Raw genomic sequence first — 20841 nt, 5'->3', positions numbered from 1 at the left:
GTTAGATCACCTCTGCACTTTCTTCATTGTGTTCAGTGGCTGCTAAGTGATCTGAGGCTTGACGCGCCTCTGAGTAGGAAATAATTTCGCCATCGAGTAGTTTTAGCTGGGTTTTGGCACGTCCTGCGTAACGTAAGTCGTGGGTAACCATGCAAATCGTGGTGCCTTTTTTATTTAGCTCATCGAGCAAGTCCATAACCGCATCACCATTTTTTGAGTCTAAGTTACCCGTTGGCTCATCCACTAATAGAATGCTGGGTTTACCAGCCAGCGCACGGGCGATAGCAATGCGCTGCTGTTGACCACCCGATAATTGATTGGGTTTATGCTGAGCACGGTGGCCCATTTCTACTTCATCGAGTGCTTGCTTTACTGCCGCTTCAATGTCGTTTTGGCTCATTGCGGGCTCTCTATAGGTGAGAGGTAGTGCAACGTTATCGAATACAGATAGTTCATCAATTAAATTAAACGACTGAAAAATAAAGCCAATATGTAGATTTCTCAACTCTGCTTGTTTATCCATATCGAGGGTTTTAGTGTCGACATCTTTAATGAAATAGTCGCCACCTGTAGGGCTATCAAGCAAGCCCAGTAGTGAAAGCAGCGTTGATTTACCACAGCCAGAGGGGCCGCTAATGCAAATATAGTCACCTTGATTAATGTTCAGACTGATGTTTTTTAATGCATAGGTTTCAACATTTTGGCCGCGATAGACTTTGGCGATATTGTTTAATGAGATAAGCGTATTGGTTTTCATAAACTGTCCTGTTCGATTTTTATTGTTGCCAAATGCTGCCATTTAGAAAGATCTGAAATGATCAGCTGTTCGCCCTCAGTGGCGCCGCTCAAAAGTTGAATTTGGTTGTCACTGAGTGTACCAAATTCGATATTAATTGGCGCTGCTAACTGAGTACTTGGATTGAGTTTAAAAAGAGTGGCATGGCTGTGCGCCGTTGCTCTTTGCGGTACATTAATGGTTAATGCATCGGGGATGATATTACTCACTACATAGCCTTCGATGCTTAAGTCGGGTCGAGCATTGGCAGGCAGCGTCCCTTCTAAATCAAGTTCTATGATCACGCGACCGTCGGTCACGATAGGGTCAATTCGGGTCACTTTAGCGCTTACTTCTCCCTGACCCGCTTGGCTAAAGGTGTTTACTTTAGCTGTCATATTAAGTGCCACTTTTTCTGCATCGGCTTGCTGTACACTGAGCTCAGCTTTGAGTGCTTTATTTGAACCCACAACAGCAAGGCGGGTGCCCGGCATGAGGTTTTGTCCAAGTTCTACATTGAGCTCTTGCAGCATGCCATCGATACCAGCTTTGATTTGCAGTTCATCAAATGCGTGTTGTTCTACCTGATAATTCAGCTCAAATTGGCTTAATAACTCTTGCTGAATTTTATCGCGCTGTAGGTGCATTTCTTTTAGTTGCATAAGGCGTTGCTTTTCGATGTTAACGCGTTCGGTTAGTTGTGCGACACTGAGTAAACTGCGTTTGTAATCTAAGCTTGAAACAATACCTTGCTCAACTAATTTGCTTTCGGCATCGGCTCTAAGCTCTGCACTTTGTAATTCACTTTTTAAAATCGCGAGGTTAGCTTGGCGTTCAAGTAGTTCACTTTGCTGGTTAATTTGTTGCTCATTGACACTGGCTTTTTGGCGGGCGAGTTCTAATCGTGCAACCGATAAACGTTGTGCTTGTTGCGGGTTTATTAAGCTGAGTATAACCGTGTCTTTAGTCACTAAGGTGCCAGGGTAAACATGGATAGCCTCGACCATGGCAGTATCGGTATTGGTTAAATAGCGTTGGAATTTGGGTTTTAAACGACCAAAACCGCGTATCTTCACTATAAAATCGGCTTTTTTAACGGTGGCGATTTGCAGTTGCTTGGCCAAGAGCGTCGTGGGGGCGAGCCATGATTTGACCAACCACATTACAAGCAACGTGCTTATAATTAAGACGCCAATGATCAACTTTTTACGCTGACTTGGCTTATTGCTAGGTTTTAAGGTGCTATCTAAATCCATTGGCTATGTTTCATTGTGTTTTTAATTAATAAATACAATAGCGAGGAACATGCCAATATTTAAGTTTATGAATTATATGGATTTTTATGTTTTTGTGAATGCGGAAATTCCCACTTCCGGGATTAATAAATCAAAAGTGGGACAGCGTATAAAAACGGCGTTTATTGATTTAATTTTGCAAGCTTAGCCAGTTGCTTTTTCGCATGCGCGTTATCAGGTTGTAGCGTAAGCACATGATTATAGTTGGCGATTGCGTGTTTGTGGTAACCCAAATACCAGTAAGCTTCTGCCAAGCTATCAAAGGTATTGTAGCTATTTGGGAAAAGGTGTGTGTTGAGTTTAAAAATGGCTAATGCTTCATTGAGCTTATCTTGATTGATAAGTGAATAGCCCCACTGGTTAATTTTTTTTTCATCAAATTGGATGTGCTCTTTTTGGCTCAATATGTGTGCTGCTTCAATTGCATTTTCATAGCCTTGAACTTCAAGTACTTGCCATAGTTTTTTAAGATTTTTGCTTAAACCAAAGCCATTCTCACGTTTCATTTCAGGGATATAAAAACCGGCAATTTCATCAACAAACTGCGAGGGAAGTGCGCCAATTAAGTTGGTTAAAATGACGATTGACATATTATCTTCAGGGTAAACAAACACACCTGCTCTATCGCCACCTACAGCAGCTATCGCAGGGTGTTCTTCTCTCGCCATTACAGGCCAGCCGAGGCTATAGCCATTTAAACGTTGGTTAAACCCTTGCGTATTGCCATTTAATAAACGAGTAGGGGTCCACATTTTGCGCACACTATCAGCCCCCATTAATTGATTTGTTTGTAATGCAATTAGCCAATGTGCCAGCTCAGTTGCTGTAGAAGCCATGCCCGCGGCTGTTTGCAATAGAGGAGAAAAAATCGCTTCTCTAGAGTTTAAAAGGTCATTGCCTTGGTTTTCGTATCGTCTCGCTGAGTGTTTTACGACGTTATTGAGGTTGTTAAAGCCTGCTTCAATTGTTCTGTTCATTTCGGCCTGTTGTAACTGGTTTTTTTGAATAAATTCCTGAAAAGGCATGCCTGAGAGTTTGTTAATAAGCTGACCGACAATAACGTAATTTGTTTGGTTATATTTAAAACGAGTACCTGTATTAAATTCTAATGGCATAGTTTGTACTCGTTGCCACGCGTGATCAGGGCCTTGATCGGAGATTAAATTACCAATGCCATCTTTTAAAATCTCAGGTAAACCAGACGTGTGGCTCATTAGTTGCCTTGTTGTGATTGGGTGCCACTGTTTAGGGAGGTCTGGTAGGTAAGTGGAAATAGGCGCATCAAGGGTTAGTTTCTTTTGCTCAACCAGTTGCATTAGGGCTACGCCGACAAACGCTTTGGTGACTGAGTTAATAGCAAATAAAGTAGTTGAATCAACGGCAATATTATCTTCAATATTTGCAGTGCCATAGTTGGCAGTTTTGGTTATTTTATTATTTTGCACGACAGCTAGCTGCAACCCTGGGATATTTCTTTTTTGCATTAACTCAACGATCCATTGGTCGAGTTCGTCTGCATGCACAGAAAAAGCACTGAATGTGATGGTAAGAAAGGTGATGGTTTGTAGTATGAGTTTTTGTCTAAGCTTTTTGCTTGTTGAGTACACGTGATTATCCTTAGCGTTCATTTTTATCGGTATATGCTTTTTACGAACACATAAGCGAGGAGTGTGCCAAGGTTTAAGTTATTAAAATATATAGTTTTTTGTTTTTAATGCAGAAGGTAAATTCCCACTAATGGGAATTTTAAATAAAAACGGGAGTCGCGTTTATTGCTGTGGTTTATTAATGTGGGTTTAGTACAGTACTCGTTGTCTTCTATTTTAGTTGTCTTCTATTTTACCAACCTGCGAAAGCTGATTAAATAAAATACCTGCCTGAGTACGGTTATACACATTGAGTTTACGTAAAATGGCTGATACATGCTGTTTAATGGTGGTTTCTTGAATCGACATTTCAAAAGCAATTTGTTTATTGAGTAAACCATCGGCAATCATCGCCAGCACGCGGTATTGTTGTGGGGTGAGTTTTTCAAGGTTACGAGCAAACTCACTCTGCTCATCATTGATTACCACATCGGTTAAATCAACTTCAGGAGGTAACCACGTATCGCCATTTAGCACATGACTAATTGCTTCGCTGATCACATCAAGAGACGATGACTTAGGAATATAGCCAGCTGCACCTAGGCTCATTGCTTGTTTAATAATGGCGGGTGTTTCATTGGCTGAGACCATAATGACTAAAATATCGGGGTAGTGATTACGCAATTGCGACAGGGCCTGCAGACCATTTGCACCAGGAATGGTGAGATCTAAAAAAATCAGCTCAATTTCTGGGTGAGCGGCTAATAATGTAAATAAGCCATCAATATCACTGGTTTCTTTTATGTGTTCTTCAGGCACAGATGTTGCGGCCGCTTGACGAAGTGCACTTCTAAATAACGGATGATCATCGGCGATTATGGTGTTCACAGCTAAAGACATTCCCTCGATTCTCCAATGCGTTATGTTATAAGTGATTTTACAGTTGGAAACAAGGTTTGCCTGAGGGGAAGTATCAGGCAAACCTTTCTCACACAAGGATTTAGAAACGGTAACCTACGGTGAAAGCGACAGTGCGAGGGTCGCCGTAGTAACCGATTAGCGTATTATCACCCCCTAAACCTGGGGTGTATTTGCTAGTATCGGTAGGGTCGCTCGGATCAGGTGCTACGAATTGGTAACCCCCAATCATGTACTCTTCGTCGGTTAAGTTTTTACCGTAAAGACCCGCCGTCCAATGACCATCAGTGCTGTACCATGTCACACCCATGTTGAAGATACCGTAAGCATCTTGCGTTAATAGGCTGTCTTCTTCGAACAGTGCATAATCACCACGGTAGTAGTAATTACCATTGACGACAAAGTCACCCATTTCAGTGTACATACGGTATGTTGCACCTAAATTAAAGGTTAAGTCAGGCGTATTTGAAACGCTAAAGCGGTCTGACTTGTCAAATGCTTCACCTGTTTCAGGATTGTAATCAATAACATTGTCGAAGCTACTGTCGATATAACCGACTGAGGCATCAAAGCTGAGTGATTCTGTGGCTACGTAATTAAGTTCAAGCTCAATACCGTCTGATTTAGATTCACCAATGTTACCTAAACGTTGGTTTAAATCAGCTGCACTGTCGCCCGGTAGTACAGAAATATATTGGCGGTCTTTATGATCAAGGGTAAATACGGTGACGTTTGCACGTAAATTATTGTTCCATTCGCTCTTCATACCCATTTCGAAAGAATCAACAATTTCTGGTCGTGCAGCTGGCTCTGCGGTTGTTGCACGCGGGTTGAATGTGCCTGATTTAAAGCCTTGCGCATAACTTGCGAAGAACATAATGTCGTTTGAGTATTGGTACTCAACACCTGCACGAGGTGTAAAGCGTGACCACTCTTCTTCATCATCAAGTACGGTAGGGACTAGCTGGCCTTCTGGGCGCACATAACCTGGGATCCAGTCTGATTCAGGATAAACAATGTCAAATACAAGGCCGTTGTTAACAATGGCCTCTTTGCTGTCTTTGGTGTAGCGCGCACCTAATGTCATTGACCATTTTTCACTCAAATCAATCGAGCCTTGTATATAGGCTGCTTTACTATTTGAATTACTACAGCCGCTTACTTCACGCGTTAATCCCGCAGCGCCTAAGCTTTGACCTAACACACCTAAAATAGCCTCAAATTGACCACATGACTCACCATCGTAATAGTAAAGGCCTGACACCAACTTGTAGTTATCACCTTGATGGTTTAGTTGAATTTCGTGTGTCGTTTGTTCGTCATCGTAAATAGCCGGTACGTCAAAAATAGGCAGTGAGGTGTTATCAAAGTCAATATTGGTTGGTGAATAACTTTCACGGCTCGAACCGATGTATTTAACACTGGTGCGGTCGCTCATATCCCAACGTGCAGTTAAGCTGTAACCCTCAAGCTCTACTTTATTCCATGTTGGTAAGCTGGTGTATGAGTCGTATACGCTGTCGGGGACCGGCGCATCCGTGAGTAAGCTTGGTAGTAAACGGTAGCCGCCTTTGGCGTTCGATTTATCTTCTGTTTTATCCCACGCTAAGCGGAAGAATAAGTCATCTGTTGGTGTGTATTCTAATGTAACACGAGCTGCAGTGACATCTTTGTTGTAGTTTTCGCGGTCTTGGTTATCAAGTGCTGAGGTTAAAAACTCACCAAAGCCATCACGGTTTAATGTAGCAAACCCAAAGCCCACATACAGTTTTTCGTCAACAATAGGCAGTTGACCTGTGATTTTAAGGTCCTTTTGGTTGTAGCTACCCACTGTGCCCTGCACATTTAACATGGCATCGCCGCTCATTTCTTTGGTGACATACTTAATTGCGCCACCAATGGTATTTTTACCATACAGCGTCCCTTGTGGACCTCGAAGTACTTCGATTTGTTGTACGTCTAGTAGGTCGAGTACCGCACCTTGTGGACGCGCTAAATAGACGTCGTCAATATAGATACCGACACCAGGCTCATAGCCCCACAGTGGATCTTGCTGACCTACGCCACGAATAAATGCAGTAATGGTTGAGTTAGTACCACGGCTTGCTTGTAGTGTGGTGTTAGGTGAAAACTGTTGAACTTCGGTCATCACTGATATGCCATTTTCAGCCAGCTCTTCAGCACCAATTGAGGTCACTGCAACAGGTACTTCTTGTAGGTTTTCAACGGTTTTACGCGCTGTTACCTGAATGCGTTCAAGTTCACCTTTCTTGGCTGCAGGTTCTGCTTGATCAGCTGCTTGCGCATTCACACCTGCTAAAGCAAGGGAGACTGCCAGAGTAAGTGGCGCGACTTTTGGGTTAAGCTTTATCATGTTGTATTCCTTGTTATTGTTGTCATTTGTCTTGTGGCCACTCACGATGATGTTGCCTAAGACTCATAATATTTGCCCGTGTCACCTGTCAGTTAATGTAGAAGATAGTTGCGAAAAATGAATTAGTACCATAGTGCTATACCCGCTATAGGCCTTTATTTATCAAGCTTTTAAGCTATTTTTAAAGCAGATAGTACCTTAGTGTTATGTCTTTTTTTGGCGCTTAAGGTAAGACTGAATGCATTATTCCGATGTCACCTCATCTGTTTAATAACAATAATTATAGGAATGTCTATGCTGAGCATGATAGGACTGTTAGGCGGTTTAATACTGCTGATCATTTTAACGTTGCGTGGGGTAAATTTATTTATTGCCGCGCCAATCTGTGCGCTACTTGTCGCACTCAGTAGTGGCATGGCTATTTTTCCTGTGTCGGCTGACTCAAACTTTATTAATGCCTATATGGACGGCTTTGCTGGTTTCTTAAGTGCGTGGTTCTTTATGTTCTTGCTGGGATCTTTATTCGGCAAGTTTATGGAAGACACGGGTGCGGCAGACAGTGTGGCAAGTTATATTGTGGGTAAACTAGGCATGAAGCACGCGGTGCTTGCAGTGGTGATTGCGTGTGCTGTATTAACGTATGGTGGCGTTAGCGTGTTTATCGTAGCGTTTTCAGTCTACCCAATGGCACTTAGTTTGTTTAAAGATGCCAATTTACCGCGCCGTTTTATTCCAGCGACCCTCGCATTTGGCTCAGTGACCTTTACCATGACCTCGGCTGGTTCACCTGAAATCCAAAACTGGATCCCCGTGAAGCACTTAGGTACCTCGCCTTATGCTGCATGGGAAGTGAGTTTAGTGGTGGCTATTTTCATGGCTATAGCAGGCTATTTTTGGTTAAACAAAATGATCAAAAAAGCGGTGGCTAATGGCGAAACTTTCGAAGCGCGTGATGACGACCCGGTAATAATTGAACGTCGTCGCCCGCACCCAATTACGGGTGTGATCCCTTTGATTGTGGTACTGCTTTTATCATTTACTTTACACGATGTGTTACAGCAAACAGCATTGATCGTTGCGTTGCTGGGAGGGGTGTTAAGTATTGTGATTATTAACTTTAAGCATTTTCACGATATGGGGAATGCCATTAATGTGGGCACAACCGGGGCATTGGTCGCTATTGGTAATACCGCAGCAGTTGTTGGTTTTGGTGCGGTGGCTAAGGTGTCACCTGCGTTTACTGCTGCTGTGGATATAATGACGCATATGCCTGGCAATGAACTTGTAGGGGCTGCGGTTGCCGTGAGTGTCATTGCGGGTTTAACTGGTTCGGCTTCTGGCGGGCAAGCCATTGCATTACCCCTTGTCGCACCTGGGTATTTAGATATGGGTGTGAACCCAGAGCAACTACACCGTGTGGTGGCAATTAGCTCGGGCGCACTCGACACCTTGCCGCATAATGGCTATGTGGTAACGACAATACGCGCTATCTGTAAAGAAACGCATCAACGCGCTTATTGGTCAATGGCAGCGCTAACAGCGGTTATTCCGCTCATAGGTGTGGCATTGGCACTTGGACTCTTTATTTTATTTTAAGGAACAGCAATGAAAACTAAATTAATAATGTTGCTATGGTTGGTTGTATTTAGTTGCACAGCGTTTGCTGCTGATAACACACCACCTCAGACAATGCTGGTAGAAAAACAGCATTTTACGACAAAGGACTTTACCACTGTCTCTGGCGTGACTTTACCTAAAGTCGATATTGGTTGGGAAAGTTACGGTAAATTAAATGCCAACAAAGATAATGTGATTTTAATTACCCATTATTTTTCGGGTACCTCACATGCTGCGGGTAAATATAAAGCAGATGATGCATTACCAGGGTATTGGGATGCGATCATCGGCCCAGGTAAGGCGATTGATACTAATAAATATTTTGTGATCAGTTCAGACACCTTAGTGAATGCGAATTGGCACGATTCTAATGTGATCACCACAGGTCCAGCATCGATTAACCCAAAAACGGGTAAACCCTATGGTTTGGATTTTCCTGTTGTGACGATCACTGACTTTGTTAATGTGCAAAAGCGTTTATTAGACAGCCTAGGCATTAATAAATTACATGCAGTAATGGGTGCATCTATGGGCTCGTTTCAAGCGCTTGAATGGGCAACACGTTACCCCGATAAAGTAGAGCGTTTAATTCATGTCATTGGTGCGGCAACGATGGACGCATGGACTGTCGCAGCACTTGAAAAATGGGCTTTACCAATTCGCCTTGATAAAAATTGGCAACAAGGTAATTACTATGGCAAAGAGCGCCCGTTAGAGGGGCTTGCTGCAACCATGCTCAATATCACTCAAGATGCAATGCACCCGATTATTTACAATGCCAGTTTCCCAGATTTTAACGTTCTAGATGACGGGGCGTTAAAAGACATTCGCACTTTGCCTAAATTAAACCAAGTGCTTGCACAGCGTGCAATGGCGCGTGCGCAAACTCAAGATGCGAACCATGTATTGTATTTGGTCCGGGCATCACAATTATTTACGGCGGGTATGCAAAGTGATTTAACCAGTGCACTTAAAAACGTATCTGCAAAAACCTTACTGCTTCCTGCAAGTAACGACTTATTGCTACGCCCTGAAAACATGCGCGCTGTGTATGAAACCATGAAAGCGCAAGGTAAAGATGTCACGCTTTCTGAAATCGAAGGCGGTTGGGGGCACCTTGATGGCCTGTTCTCAATTGCGCCTAAGGCGCAGCTTATCAGTGAGTTTTTAGAGGAGTAACCCGATGAGCAAAACAGTTTTAATTACCGGTGCTGCCAGTGGTATTGGCCTGTATATTGCCCAGCAACTTGCGATGCAAGGGCATACCATTATTGTCACTGATTTAAATCAACATGCGGCGCAGCAAGCAGCAGCAGGAATTGTAGAGCAAGGCGGCAGCGCTGAAGGCTATGCACTGAATGTGGCAGATAGCACTGCGATAGAGCAATTTTTTACTGAGCTAAATCAGCCGATTGATGTTCTTATTAATAATGCGGGTATTCAGCATGTTGCCAAGCTTGAAGACTTTCCGGCAGATAAATGGCAGTTTTTACAACAGGTAATGCTTGTTGGTCCGGCAATGATGACCAAAGCGGTATTGCCGCGTATGCGTAAGCAAGATTTTGGTCGCATCATTAACATTGGCTCAATTCATGCCATGGTCGCCTCTAAGTATAAGTCGGCTTATATCGCAGCAAAACATGGCTTAATTGGCTTTGCAAAAACCATGGCACTCGAAACGGGTGATGCCAACATCACGATTAATACGGTGTGTCCGGCGTATGTGAAAACCCCGCTGGTGGAGCAGCAAATAGCGTCTCAAGCGAAAGAACATGGCATTTCTGAGCAGCAAGTGATCGACACCATTATGCTTGCTCCTATGCCGAAAAAGGCATTTATCGGCTTAGATGAAATACTGCATACCGTGAGCTTTTTAATGGCGGATGCAGCAAGAAACATTACTGCGCAAGCAATCGCCATCGATGGCGGTTGGACAGCACAATAGGAGGAGCCCATGGCTGGTTTTGATAAAGTAGTAACAACGTATAGTGATGCTATGGCAGGTCTTGAAGATGGCATGACTGTCATCGCTGGCGGCTTTGGCTTATGTGGCATTCCCGAAGGTCTAATTGCTGAAATTAAACGTCAAGGCACGCGTGATTTAACCGTCGTGTCGAATAACTGCGGCGTAGATGGTTTTGGCTTAGGTGTGTTGCTCGAAGACAAGCAGATCCGCAAAATGGTGGCGTCGTATGTCGGCGAAAACGCGTTATTTGAGCAGCAATTATTAAACGGTGAGCTTGAGGTTGAGCTCACACCGCAAGGCACCTTAGCTGAAAAAATGCGTGCTGGTGGTGCGGGTATTCCTGCATTTTATACCGCGACGGGTGTGGGTACACCGGTCGCTGAGGGTAAAGAAACCCGCAATATTAATGGTCGCGATTATTTATTAGAGCCAAGTATTACGGGTGACTTTGCGATAGTAAAAGCGTGGAAAGCAGACCGTTACGGCAATTGTATTTATCGACATACGGCAATGAATTTTAACCCGATGGCGGCAACCGCGGGCAAAATTACGGTTCTTGAAGTTGAAGAAATCGTTGAGCCAGGGGAGCTTGAGCCAAGTCAAATTCACACACCGGGTATCTATATTGACCGCGTGATTAAAGGTGAATTTGAAAAACGCATCGAGAAAGTAACCACTAAGCAAGAGAGCCAATAAGGAGCACGCAGATGGCATTATCACGAGAACAAATCGCTAAACGCGTGGCGATGGAATTACAAGACGGTTACTACGTTAATTTAGGCATTGGAATTCCAACCTTAGTCGCGAATTATGTCCCTGATGGCATCGAAGTGATGCTGCAATCAGAAAATGGCTTGCTCGGTATGGGGCCCTACCCAAGCGCAGATCAAGTCGATGCCGATATGATCAACGCTGGTAAAGAAACGGTCACCGCAGCAACGGGGGCGGCTATTTTTAACTCTGCAGAAAGCTTTGCCATGATCCGTGGCGGGCATGTCGATTTAACCGTACTGGGTGCCTTTGAAGTTGACCAAAACGGTAACATTGCCAGTTGGATGATCCCGAAAAAGTTAGTTAAAGGCATGGGAGGCGCAATGGATTTAGTGGCAGGAGCGAAAAACATTATTTGCACCATGACGCACGCCAATAAACACGGTGAATCAAAGCTACTAACAGAGTGTAGTTTACCGCTCACTGGTGTTGGTTGTATTAATAAAGTGATCACCGATTTAGCGTTATTAGAAATTAAAGACGGTGCATTTCATTTATTAGAGCGTGCCCCAGGTGTTTCGGTTGATGAGATTATTGCAAAGACACAAGGCAAACTTATTGTCTCGGGTGAGATTCCTGAGATGGCATTTGATTAGGCGTTTTTTCGCATTATTTCGAATCTCTTTTTATTTTTGGAGACATAAAATGACTCCTTGGCACCTTAACATCACTTTAACGGCACTTTAAAAAGTGCCGCTTATCCTTTGCATATAAAAATTTTATAAAATTGATTGCATTTTAAGCGACTTCTATGGTGATGTTCGCTTTAAGTAATGCTATACTCCCGCCGAATAATTTTTCGACTTTATTAAGAGTAAAATAATGGCAGATTTATCGAAGTACAGAAATATTGGTATTTTCGCCCACGTTGACGCGGGTAAAACTACCACCACTGAGCGTATCCTTAAGCTTACGGGTAAAATTCATAAGACTGGTGAGGTACACGACGGTGAGTCTACTACTGACTTCATGGAACAAGAAGCTGAGCGCGGTATTACAATCCAATCAGCAGCTGTAACTTGTGAGTGGAAAGGCCACCGCTTAAACGTTATCGATACTCCGGGACACGTTGACTTCACAGTAGAAGTATACCGTTCACTTAAAGTACTAGACGGTGGTATCGGTGTATTCTGTGGTTCTGGTGGTGTTGAGCCACAGTCAGAAACTAACTGGCGTTATGCGAACGAATCAGAAGTTGCACGTGTAATCTTCGTAAACAAACTAGACCGTATGGGTGCTGACTTCTACCGCGTAGTTGGTCAAGTAGAAAAAGTACTTGGTGCTAACCCACTAGTTATGACTTTACCAATCGGTATCGAAGACCAATTCTGTGGTGTTGTAGACGTACTTGAGAAAAAAGCATACGTTTGGGACGAGACAGGTCTTCCTGAAAACTACGAAGTACAAGACGTTCCAGCTGACATGGTAGACAAAGTTGAAGAATACCATGAGATGCTAATCGAGTCTGCTGTTGAGCAAGACGACGAGCTAATGGAAGCGTACATGGAAGGTGAAATGCCTTCATTAGAAGAAATCAAGCGTTGTATTCGTAAAGGTACTCGTGATCTTGCGTTCTTCCCAACGTTCTGTGGTTCTGCATTCAAAAACAAAGGTATGCAATTAGTACTAGACGCGGTTGTAGATTACCTACCTGCGCCTACAGAAGTTGATCCACAGCCTCTAACTGATCCAGAAACAGGTGAAGCGACAGGTGAAGTAGCAACAGTTTCTGCTGATGAGCCACTTAAAGCGCTAGCGTTCAAAATCATGGACGACCGTTTCGGTGCACTTACATTCGTTCGTATCTACTCAGGTCGTATGAAAAAAGGTGACACAGTACTTAACTCAGCAACAGGTAAAACTGAGCGTATCGGCCGTATGGTTGAGATGCAAGCTAACGACCGTAACGAGATCTCTGAAGCGCAAGCGGGTGACATCATCGCTGTTGTTGGTATGAAGAACGTTCAAACTGGTCACACGCTTTGTGATCCTAAGCACGAATGTACACTTGAAGCGATGATCTTCCCTGATCCAGTTATCTCAATCGCTGTTGCGCCTAAAGACAAAGGCGGTAACGAGAAGATGGGTATCGCGATCGGTAAGATGGTTGCAGAAGATCCTTCATTCCAAGTTGAAACTGACGAAGATTCAGGCGAAACCATCCTTAAAGGTATGGGTGAGCTTCACTTAGATATCAAAGTAGATATCCTTAAGCGTACTTACGGCGTAGACCTAGTTGTTGGTCAACCTCAGGTTGCTTACCGTGAAACTATCACGAAAGAAATCGAAGATAGCTACACGCACAAGAAACAATCTGGTGGTTCTGGTCAATTCGGTAAAATTGATTACCGCATCAAGCCAGGTGAAGCTAACTCAGGTTTCACATTCACGTCTTCAGTTGTTGGTGGTAACGTTCCTAAGGAATTCTGGCCTGCAGTTGAGAAAGGCTTTAAGTCTATGATGGATGAAGGTGTTCTAGCTGGCTTCCCAGTATTAGACGTTGAAGTAGAACTTTTCGACGGTGCTTTCCACGCAGTTGACTCATCAGCAATCGCGTTCGAAATCGCTGCTAAAGGCGCTTTCCGTCAGTCTATCCCTAAAGCGGGTGCACAACTTCTTGAGCCAATCATGAAAGTTGACGTGTTCACACCAGAAGACAACGTAGGTGACGTAATCGGTGACCTTAACCGTCGTCGTGGTATGATCAAAGACCAAGAAGCAGGCGCAATGGGCGTTCGCATCAAGGGTGAAGTACCACTTTCTGAAATGTTCGGTTACATCGGTCACTTACGTACTATTACGTCTGGTCGTGGTCAGTTCTCTATGGAGTTCTCACACTACGCACCATGTCCACAAAACGTAGCTGAAACTGTAATCGCTGCAGAAAAAGAGAAAAAAGCTGCTAAGTAATTAGCTTTTTAACTTCTTAAAAAAACCCGCACTTGTTGCGGGTTTTTTATTGCCCGCCAAGCACGATTACAAATAACACATCTAAATTAATCTTCTATTCAGTGCTTCTTTATTAATGTTCCCAATATGATCACGGTTTTTAGTATTGGTTTTATTTTCATAATTACCAAATAAGTACTAAGTGGTTTGATGTGCATGATTTTTGTACAAATTTATTTTTAATCTAAAAAGCTATGCTTTTTAGTAAGTTGTGAATTAATCATTTTGTTCTAGTCTAAAAGTCTTATTCTGTACCTTGTGTACCTTTTTTGAACGGTGTAGAATTGCCTTGCGAATGATTAGTTAATCATTTTGTATTAAAAGTCCTGCTTATTTTTATTAAAAATTAAAGATATATTCTCATGAAAACGATTAAGTTAAGTCCAAATTGGACCGTACAGGGAAGCAAGTTAGTGCTGGCTAGTCTTGTTGCATTTAGTGTTAACATTATTGGTACGTCATTACTGATGTTTATTTTGCCAGTTTTACTGTTTATCACGGTATTAAACTTTTTGCAGATCCGTTTTTTACACTGCTACAAAGCAGGCATTTGCTATTCTCGTGGTTTTGGTAAGCGTTATATAAATGCTGAAGAGATTAAAGCCATTGAGTTTAAGAAAGTGGCCTTTCTTACGGTGTTTAAGATTAGCCTTGAGAATGGTGAAAAATACCATTTTAGTAATTGGCAAATTAATGAAGAGCAGCAATTAGCAATTACGAAGTTGTATAAAGTAAACAAAGGCTCTAGTACATTTAAGGCACATGTAGAGTGTAAGGCTTAAATCGCAGGATGAATAAAGGCCGCAATTGCGGCCTTTTTAATGTTTATGCTTTAAAGCGGCGGCGTACAGCCACGAAAGGTAAAGCAAGTAAACTCAGCCAGCCAAATGAGCCAGAATCGTCTTCGTCTTCATCGTCAGCTTCATCATTTTTCACATTGATGTAAAGTAGTTGCGCTTCCGATAAGTTACCTGCGCTATCTTCAGCGCGGATCATAAGTGTTAGTTTATTTTCGAACTCATAATCAAGCTCTTTCGTAAGGCTGATTTGACCGAGTGCGTCGATTGATATCGCATCTGCGTTTTCACCAGAAACAATGAATTTTACAACAGGCGTATACTCAGCATCAGCATCGCTGAATTCAAGTTGGCCAATGACAGTACCAATCGCGCTATTTTCAAGTACTTCAAAAGCTTGCTCTGGGCTTATCACTGGGGCTTGTGGCTCAGGAATAGGCTCTGGTGCTGGCTCTGATTTAATATCAATGATGACTGGGTCATGATCCGATGCTCGATAAGCATTGTCTGCATAGAGGCTTGCTTGTTGAGTTGATGACTTGTATTCAAGATTATAGTCTAAGCTAATTGGCTCATCGGCATTGATATGCCAATCTGTCGCTGCAACTACTTTACCAAGCAGTGATTCAGATACTAATGCATGATCAAGGCTACCAATACGACCAGAGAAGCTATAAGAATAACCTAATGTGTTACCATCTAACTCTGTAACAGCACTCTTAAGGCCTTTGTCTGCAAATGCACGGATAGGGTCTTCCATGGCATAAGCGTTCATATCGCCAACCAAAATGACATCGTCATCTGCGACACCCGTAGGATGAGTGGCTAACCAATCTGCATAGGCATTGGCACCCGCAACTCGAATTTCATTCCAACATGCTTGGCCATCGCCTAAATCTGCATTATTGCCTTCGGCACTGCCACAGCCACCTTTTGATTTTAAATGCGCAACAGCAACAGTGAAAACCTCTTCTGTTTCTAGCGATTTAAAACTTTGTGCAATTGGCGGACGATTACTGTAATCAAATGGTGCAACCGTAGTATGCGCGGCTGTGCCAACCTCGGTTACTTTATTTGCACGATAGATAATTGCCGTTGTAATCGCGTCAGTGCCTACTTGTGGGACGTTAAAGTCAACAAAAGCATAACTGTTGTTTACGTCTTCATCATTGAGTGCTGCGACTAGGCTGGCGATAGCGCTATTTTCACCAAAGCCATCGTTTTCGATTTCCATTAAGCCAATCACATCTGCCTGAATTGCAGTGATTGCACTGACGATTTTCGCTTGTTGACGAATAAACTCTTCTTCACTGTCTGCACCGCGGCTAGTAGGGAAACCTGCACCTTGGCCATCACCATTGAAGTAGTTCAGTACATTGAAACTAGCAACACGTAAATCTGCACCTTCGGCCAGCTCAGGAGCGTCTGCACGTGGATTTGTTGCTGTAAAACTAGGTTGCACAGTCGGGTGAATACGGTAACGGTCAAAGCTGTAACCCATTACACCGGTGATAGAATTTACTGTATCGCCTAAACGCAGAGTATTATAAGCATCGAGGCCCGTGCCAGGATAAGCAATTGGATCACGGTTTTGTTTGGTTGAACCATCATCAATTAAGATTTGCTTCTTCAGGTTTTCAGCTTCAATTGCATTCGCAGCATCACCTGGGAGCGCAACTTGCGTGCCTTGGTATAAACGCTCAGTACCTAAGTCAACCTCGCCGTAGCGGCCAAGGCCATAGTTGTTATTAACGACAAGTGGTTGAGAGAGGGTAACGAGCATACCTTCGTAAGCTTCAAGATCTGCAATGTCAGCAACTGGCAAGGTGATAGCCGTAGCGTCTGTAGTTAAACCTGTCGCACAAATTTCTACTTGGCTAACATCACCCAGTTGTGTTGCGCTGTAGTATTCAGCCACGCTGCCTTTAATACGTACGTGGTCACCAACAGTCACATCAGTATCAGCGAAATAAACGAATACGCCTTCAGAGGTAAGTGGGTTTGCATCGATATCAGCCGCAAGTGAGCTGATGAAGAAACCTTTAAGTTGATCATCACCTTGGAAGTCAGCAGTGACTACGCCTTCAACTTCTACTTCAGTGTTAATAAGTGGGCTATCACCCCCTTCACCTTGAATGGCGCTGATTAAGGTTTTTTCTGCGCCACACACAAGTGGTGTTACTGGTTCTGGCTCAGGTGTTGGTTCACTGCTGTCACCATATAGGCCTAAGTTGCTGAAATCGTCTTGATCGAATTGTTCCCACTCTTCGCTTGGGTTAAAGGCTGCCGTTGCATCGGTACGGCCAGTGGTTACAGTCGTTTTACGACGGAGTGTTTTATTAGCCGTTGTTACTCCCCCCTCAGACCACGCTGAACCTGGATCAACACCGAGTTGACCAAAGCTATCAACAATTGCTCCGTCTTTGCTTAATACCAACGCATCATCACCATTAAAGTAGGTAATGGTTGAATCTGTATCTGCTTTTGCTATTAATTCTGCACTAGCGCCTGCATTAGCAATCACATATGTGCCATTTGCAGCAAGGGTACCGCTTAAGGTGAGGCTGTTATTAGGAGAGGCTAAGTCACCATTTCCATTTGAATACAATGAGATAGTGTAACCATCGAGTGATAACTCGGTGCTTGACGTGTTGTAAAGCTCAACAGCTTTGTTGTTGGCGCTTCCTTCAACGTATTCTGAGATGATTAAGTTGGCTGAGGCAGGCGCGCTCAGGCTTGCAATGACAAGCGCGAGCGGCGTTAATTTAGTATTTATCATTATATTTTCCCGTGTATGTATGATTTGAGTCCCAAATTGGGACACAATACTTTAAGGAAAATCTATGACAAATTGAATACAAAATGTTAATGAAAGTGAAATAATCACTGTTTTTTAGACTATTTACTTTAGGTTAGTTATTTTTTAACCACGTTGCTGCTTGTTTAGCAAAATAAGTGAGGATGCCATCGGCACCTGCACGTTTAAAGGCCAGTAAAGATTCCATGATTATTGCCTCTTCTGCAAGCCAACCATTATCAATGGCTGCTTTATGCATGGCATATTCACCGCTCACTTGATACGCAAATGTTGGTACGCCAAACTCGTCTTTTACGCGACGTACAACATCTAAATATGGCATGCCAGGTTTAACCATCACCATATCTGCACCTTCTTGTAGGTCTAACGCTACTTCACGCAAGGCTTCATCTGAATTTGCTGGATCCATTTGATAGGTTTTTTTGTCGGCACCTTTTAAATTACCTGCTGAGCCTACCGCATCACGGAATGGTCCATAATAGCTTGAAGCGTATTTAGCAGAATACGCCATGATGCGAGTATGGATATGGCCTTGCGCTTCTAATGCTTCTCGAATTGCGCCAATACGTCCATCCATCATGTCAGATGGGGCGACGACATCAGCACCGGCTTCGGCATGTGAAAGTGCTTGTTTTACGAGTATTTCAGTTGTCACATCGTTAATCACATAGCCTTCGTCATCAATAATGCCGTCTTGGCCATGTACAGTGAATGGATCGAGTGCAACATCAGTGATTACACCCAGCTCTGGAAATGCTTCTTTTAGTGCACGCACAGTGCGTTGTGCTAGTGCATCAGGGTTGTAAGCTTCTTCAGCGAGCAGTGATTTTTTATCACTCGGTGTAACAGGAAAAATCGCGACAGCGGGTACACCTAATTCAACAAGCTCTTTGGCTTCTTCTAGCAATAAGTCGATAGAAAGGCGCTCAATCCCCGGCATTGATTCAATGGCTTCACGGCGGTTTTTACCTTCTAACACAAAAACAGGGAAAATAAGATCATTCACGGTTAGTTGGTTTTCAGCCATAAGGCGTCGAGAGAAATTATCACGGCGCATACGGCGCATACGTGTATATGGGAAAAGATCGAGTCCTGATTGGGCCATGCTTTTATACTCCTAGTCTGGTAGAGGATAACTTACTACGCGATTACGGCCTGTTTGCTTTGCGTGATAAAGGGCTTTGTCGGCATAGTCTGTGAATAAACTTGGTTTATTAACGTCTTCTGCAACGGCGCTGAAAACACCGGCACTGAGTGTAAATTTAATCGTTGTTCCGGCAACTATTATATCAGTGTTAGCAGCGGCTTTGCGTATTTGTTCAGCAATTATTAGGGCACCTTCAAGGGGGGTGTTAGGCAAGAGTACAACAAACTCTTCCCCACCATACCGGGCGACTTCATCGAGAGGGCGCTTTAAGTGTTCCTTAATAATATTTGCAGTCGTTTGAATGGTTTGGTCACCGGTTAAGTGGCCAAAATTGTCATTAATCGCTTTAAAATGGTCGATATCGAGCATAATGACGCTAAGCGGAGTTTGTTCCCGGCGGGAGCGGCGAATATCCATTATTAATTTTTTATCGAAATAACGGCGATTTTTCGTTTTCGTTAATGCATCTTCCATATTGAGCTGCTCAAGCTCACGATTTTTGTCTTCAAGCTCACGCAGGGTAACTTGCAGCTCAAATGTTCGCTCTTCAATGTTAGCCTCTAAATCTTGCCGAGCTTGTTCTTGAAGGGCTAAGCGCTCCTGCATTAAGGTATCTTGCGCTTTACTCTCTGCTAATGCGTTTTGTTGTGACACAACTTCGGCATCACGTTGCATCAAGAATAATTTAATAACGGCATAACATAAGCTCAGACTACAAATTAAGAAGCAAACAAACGTAAGAGAAAGCATACCAATATTTAAATTAAATGGGTTAAAGACACCTAAACCACTGTAAATAATCGCAGAGAAAAATGCAGATAAACCAATAAGGAAGGCAATGCTTGGTTGCTTGTACGCCTGGTTAAATTGCTTCATGGCAATGATGAAAAACACCAGTAGTAATACAGGCAAGCTGATTAAACACAGTGAGAGTGCAAAATGTTTAGGGAGAAACCACATTAATACTGTCATCAGTATCATGGCCCAGGCTAACCAATATTGAGTGCGACTCAGGGTTTTATTATCAGTGCTAAAAATACACCGTTGTATAGGAACAAATAGCGCACCACTTATAAAAAATAGACTCGGGATTGCCAACTGCTGGAATGTTAAACCACTCGGTTGTAAGTAGCGATACCCAAAACCATATATATAAGCAAGTGTTAACCATAATGAGGTTAGTAAAATACCTGTGTAGGCAAAGTAACGGCGTCTTGAAAAACCGTACAGGACGAGGTTAGTGATCGCCAAAGAAAGAATAAAACCAACTAATAATCCATAGAGTAAGTTAAATTTACTTTTATATTTAAGGTATTCAGACGGCTCCCATAGACTAAGTGGGACACGTAATCCGCCCTCATTCTCAACTCTTAAAAATACTTCCGTATGACTTGCTTTAGGCAAAATGAGTGGAACAAGTAAGGACTCATTCTTTATTTGCCGATTTGCAAGCGGCAGTGCGTCGCCAATTTTGGTCTTTGACAGAATGTGCCTACCTTGCACATGAAAAACACTGACTTCATCAAGAAGTGGGTTATCGATCGAGAGAATCAGAGTGAGATCATTCAAGGAGGTATTTTTTATCGATACCTTTAGCCACAAGGGTGTCAGGTTTAAGCCCAAGTTAAGAGTGTCAGCTTGATTTTTTTGCCAGTCGATATCTTTACTGATAAATGCTTGTTGCTGAGTAATAGGCTCGAGCGTGTACTCAACATTTATGATTTGTTGAGACTTAAAGTGCGAGCTAACGGCGATAGGGTTAGCCTTTAAATAATGACTGAATAAAACAACGAAGAGTACGCCACATAGTGACCATAGGCGCTTCATT

Annotated in this window: 15 protein-coding genes; 7 read left to right on the top strand and 8 right to left on the bottom strand. The window is 43.1% G+C overall.

The annotated features are described in order from the left end of the window. Position 1: 1 nt before the first annotated feature. From BWD47_RS14890 to BWD47_RS14870, 5 genes are all read right to left on the bottom strand, one after another. Positions 2-757, bottom strand: coding sequence for an ABC transporter ATP-binding protein (locus tag BWD47_RS14890; RefSeq protein WP_036973573.1), 756 nt, complete (start codon positions 755-757; stop codon positions 2-4). After that, positions 754-2031, bottom strand: a complete 1278-nt coding sequence (locus BWD47_RS14885; RefSeq protein ID WP_036973572.1) for an HlyD family secretion protein — start codon at positions 2029-2031, stop codon at positions 754-756. The genes BWD47_RS14890 and BWD47_RS14885 overlap by 4 nt, the downstream gene beginning before the upstream one ends. 161 nt (positions 2032-2192) lie before the next feature. Beyond that, positions 2193-3677 carry a serine hydrolase domain-containing protein gene (locus tag BWD47_RS14880; RefSeq protein WP_256719385.1) on the bottom strand — a complete coding sequence of 495 codons (1485 nt, stop codon included), beginning with the start codon at positions 3675-3677 and terminating at the stop codon, positions 2193-2195. Positions 3678-3893: 216 nt separating this feature from the next. Beyond that, positions 3894-4556, bottom strand: a complete 663-nt coding sequence (locus BWD47_RS14875; RefSeq protein WP_036973567.1) for a response regulator transcription factor — start codon at positions 4554-4556, stop codon at positions 3894-3896. Positions 4557-4656: 100 nt separating this feature from the next. Then, on the bottom strand, positions 4657-6948 hold the full coding sequence (locus tag BWD47_RS14870; RefSeq protein ID WP_036973565.1) for a TonB-dependent receptor: 2292 nt from the start codon (positions 6946-6948) through the stop codon (positions 4657-4659). Positions 6949-7242: 294 nt separating this feature from the next. On the opposite strand from BWD47_RS14870, the gene BWD47_RS14865 reads away from it, so the two are divergent. From BWD47_RS14865 to BWD47_RS14835, 7 genes are all read left to right on the top strand, one after another. Beyond that, complete coding sequence (locus tag BWD47_RS14865) at positions 7243-8544, top strand: GntP family permease (protein WP_075594214.1); 1302 nt, start codon at positions 7243-7245, stop codon at positions 8542-8544. Positions 8545-8553: 9 nt separating this feature from the next. After that, entirely contained in the window at positions 8554-9744 is a 1191-nt protein-coding gene (locus BWD47_RS14860) for a homoserine O-acetyltransferase (protein ID WP_036973560.1), read from the top strand. A 4-nt stretch (positions 9745-9748) separates the two neighbouring features. After that, the gene (locus BWD47_RS14855) at positions 9749-10510 is read left to right on the top strand and encodes a 3-hydroxybutyrate dehydrogenase (protein ID WP_036973558.1); all 762 of its coding nucleotides are present in this window, start codon (positions 9749-9751) and stop codon (positions 10508-10510) included. Between the two features lie 9 nt (positions 10511-10519). Further along, positions 10520-11227: a CoA transferase subunit A gene (locus BWD47_RS14850; RefSeq protein WP_075594213.1), complete on the top strand. Its 708-nt coding sequence runs from the start codon at positions 10520-10522 to the stop codon at positions 11225-11227. An 11-nt stretch (positions 11228-11238) separates the two neighbouring features. After that, positions 11239-11898 (top strand): 3-oxoacid CoA-transferase subunit B, encoded by a 660-nt coding sequence (locus BWD47_RS14845; RefSeq protein ID WP_074989499.1) that lies wholly within the window; start codon positions 11239-11241, stop codon positions 11896-11898. 226 nt (positions 11899-12124) lie between these two features. After that, complete coding sequence (gene fusA / locus BWD47_RS14840; protein ID WP_036973554.1) at positions 12125-14212, top strand: elongation factor G; 2088 nt, start codon at positions 12125-12127, stop codon at positions 14210-14212. Between the two features lie 401 nt (positions 14213-14613). Then, a complete protein-coding gene (locus BWD47_RS14835; RefSeq protein ID WP_036973553.1) occupies positions 14614-15033 on the top strand; it encodes a hypothetical protein in 420 nt (139 codons plus the stop codon). A 43-nt stretch (positions 15034-15076) separates the two neighbouring features. On the opposite strand, the gene BWD47_RS14830 is transcribed toward BWD47_RS14835, so the two are convergent. The 3 genes from BWD47_RS14830 to BWD47_RS14820 form a co-directional block, all read right to left on the bottom strand. Further along, positions 15077-17827 carry an ExeM/NucH family extracellular endonuclease gene (locus tag BWD47_RS14830; RefSeq protein ID WP_075594212.1) on the bottom strand — a complete coding sequence of 917 codons (2751 nt, stop codon included), beginning with the start codon at positions 17825-17827 and terminating at the stop codon, positions 15077-15079. Between the two features lie 133 nt (positions 17828-17960). Next, positions 17961-18971 carry a porphobilinogen synthase gene (gene hemB / locus BWD47_RS14825; protein WP_065979460.1) on the bottom strand — a complete coding sequence of 337 codons (1011 nt, stop codon included), beginning with the start codon at positions 18969-18971 and terminating at the stop codon, positions 17961-17963. Between the two features lie 12 nt (positions 18972-18983). Beyond that, the gene (locus tag BWD47_RS14820) at positions 18984-20840 is read right to left on the bottom strand and encodes a diguanylate cyclase (RefSeq protein WP_075594211.1); all 1857 of its coding nucleotides are present in this window, start codon (positions 20838-20840) and stop codon (positions 18984-18986) included. Position 20841: the final 1 nt, after the last annotated feature.

Origin of the sequence: Pseudoalteromonas sp. PAB 2.2, from assembly GCF_001938575.1 — a bacterium.
GTDB lineage: Bacteria > Pseudomonadota > Gammaproteobacteria > Enterobacterales > Alteromonadaceae > Pseudoalteromonas > Pseudoalteromonas lipolytica.
This window is presented reverse-complemented; position numbering and strand designations above follow the sequence as displayed.

What these genes read in the sequence shown, in the direction of transcription:
- BWD47_RS14855 (WP_036973558.1), top strand. Translation starts at nt 9,749, where the DNA reads ATGAGCAAAACAGTTTTAATTACCGGTGCTGCCAGTGGTATTGGCCTG.
- hemB (WP_065979460.1), bottom strand. Translation starts at nt 18,971, where the DNA reads ATGGCCCAATCAGGACTCGATCTTTTCCCATATACACGTATGCGCCGT.
- BWD47_RS14865 (WP_075594214.1), top strand. Translation starts at nt 7,243, where the DNA reads ATGCTGAGCATGATAGGACTGTTAGGCGGTTTAATACTGCTGATCATT.
- BWD47_RS14830 (WP_075594212.1), bottom strand. Translation starts at nt 17,827, where the DNA reads ATGATAAATACTAAATTAACGCCGCTCGCGCTTGTCATTGCAAGCCTG.
- BWD47_RS14820 (WP_075594211.1), bottom strand. Translation starts at nt 20,840, where the DNA reads ATGAAGCGCCTATGGTCACTATGTGGCGTACTCTTCGTTGTTTTATTC.
- BWD47_RS14885 (WP_036973572.1), bottom strand. Translation starts at nt 2,031, where the DNA reads ATGGATTTAGATAGCACCTTAAAACCTAGCAATAAGCCAAGTCAGCGT.
- BWD47_RS14890 (WP_036973573.1), bottom strand. Translation starts at nt 757, where the DNA reads ATGAAAACCAATACGCTTATCTCATTAAACAATATCGCCAAAGTCTAT.
- BWD47_RS14835 (WP_036973553.1), top strand. Translation starts at nt 14,614, where the DNA reads ATGAAAACGATTAAGTTAAGTCCAAATTGGACCGTACAGGGAAGCAAG.
- fusA (WP_036973554.1), top strand. Translation starts at nt 12,125, where the DNA reads ATGGCAGATTTATCGAAGTACAGAAATATTGGTATTTTCGCCCACGTT.
- BWD47_RS14870 (WP_036973565.1), bottom strand. Translation starts at nt 6,948, where the DNA reads ATGATAAAGCTTAACCCAAAAGTCGCGCCACTTACTCTGGCAGTCTCC.
- BWD47_RS14850 (WP_075594213.1), top strand. Translation starts at nt 10,520, where the DNA reads ATGGCTGGTTTTGATAAAGTAGTAACAACGTATAGTGATGCTATGGCA.
- BWD47_RS14845 (WP_074989499.1), top strand. Translation starts at nt 11,239, where the DNA reads ATGGCATTATCACGAGAACAAATCGCTAAACGCGTGGCGATGGAATTA.
- BWD47_RS14875 (WP_036973567.1), bottom strand. Translation starts at nt 4,556, where the DNA reads ATGTCTTTAGCTGTGAACACCATAATCGCCGATGATCATCCGTTATTT.
- BWD47_RS14860 (WP_036973560.1), top strand. Translation starts at nt 8,554, where the DNA reads ATGAAAACTAAATTAATAATGTTGCTATGGTTGGTTGTATTTAGTTGC.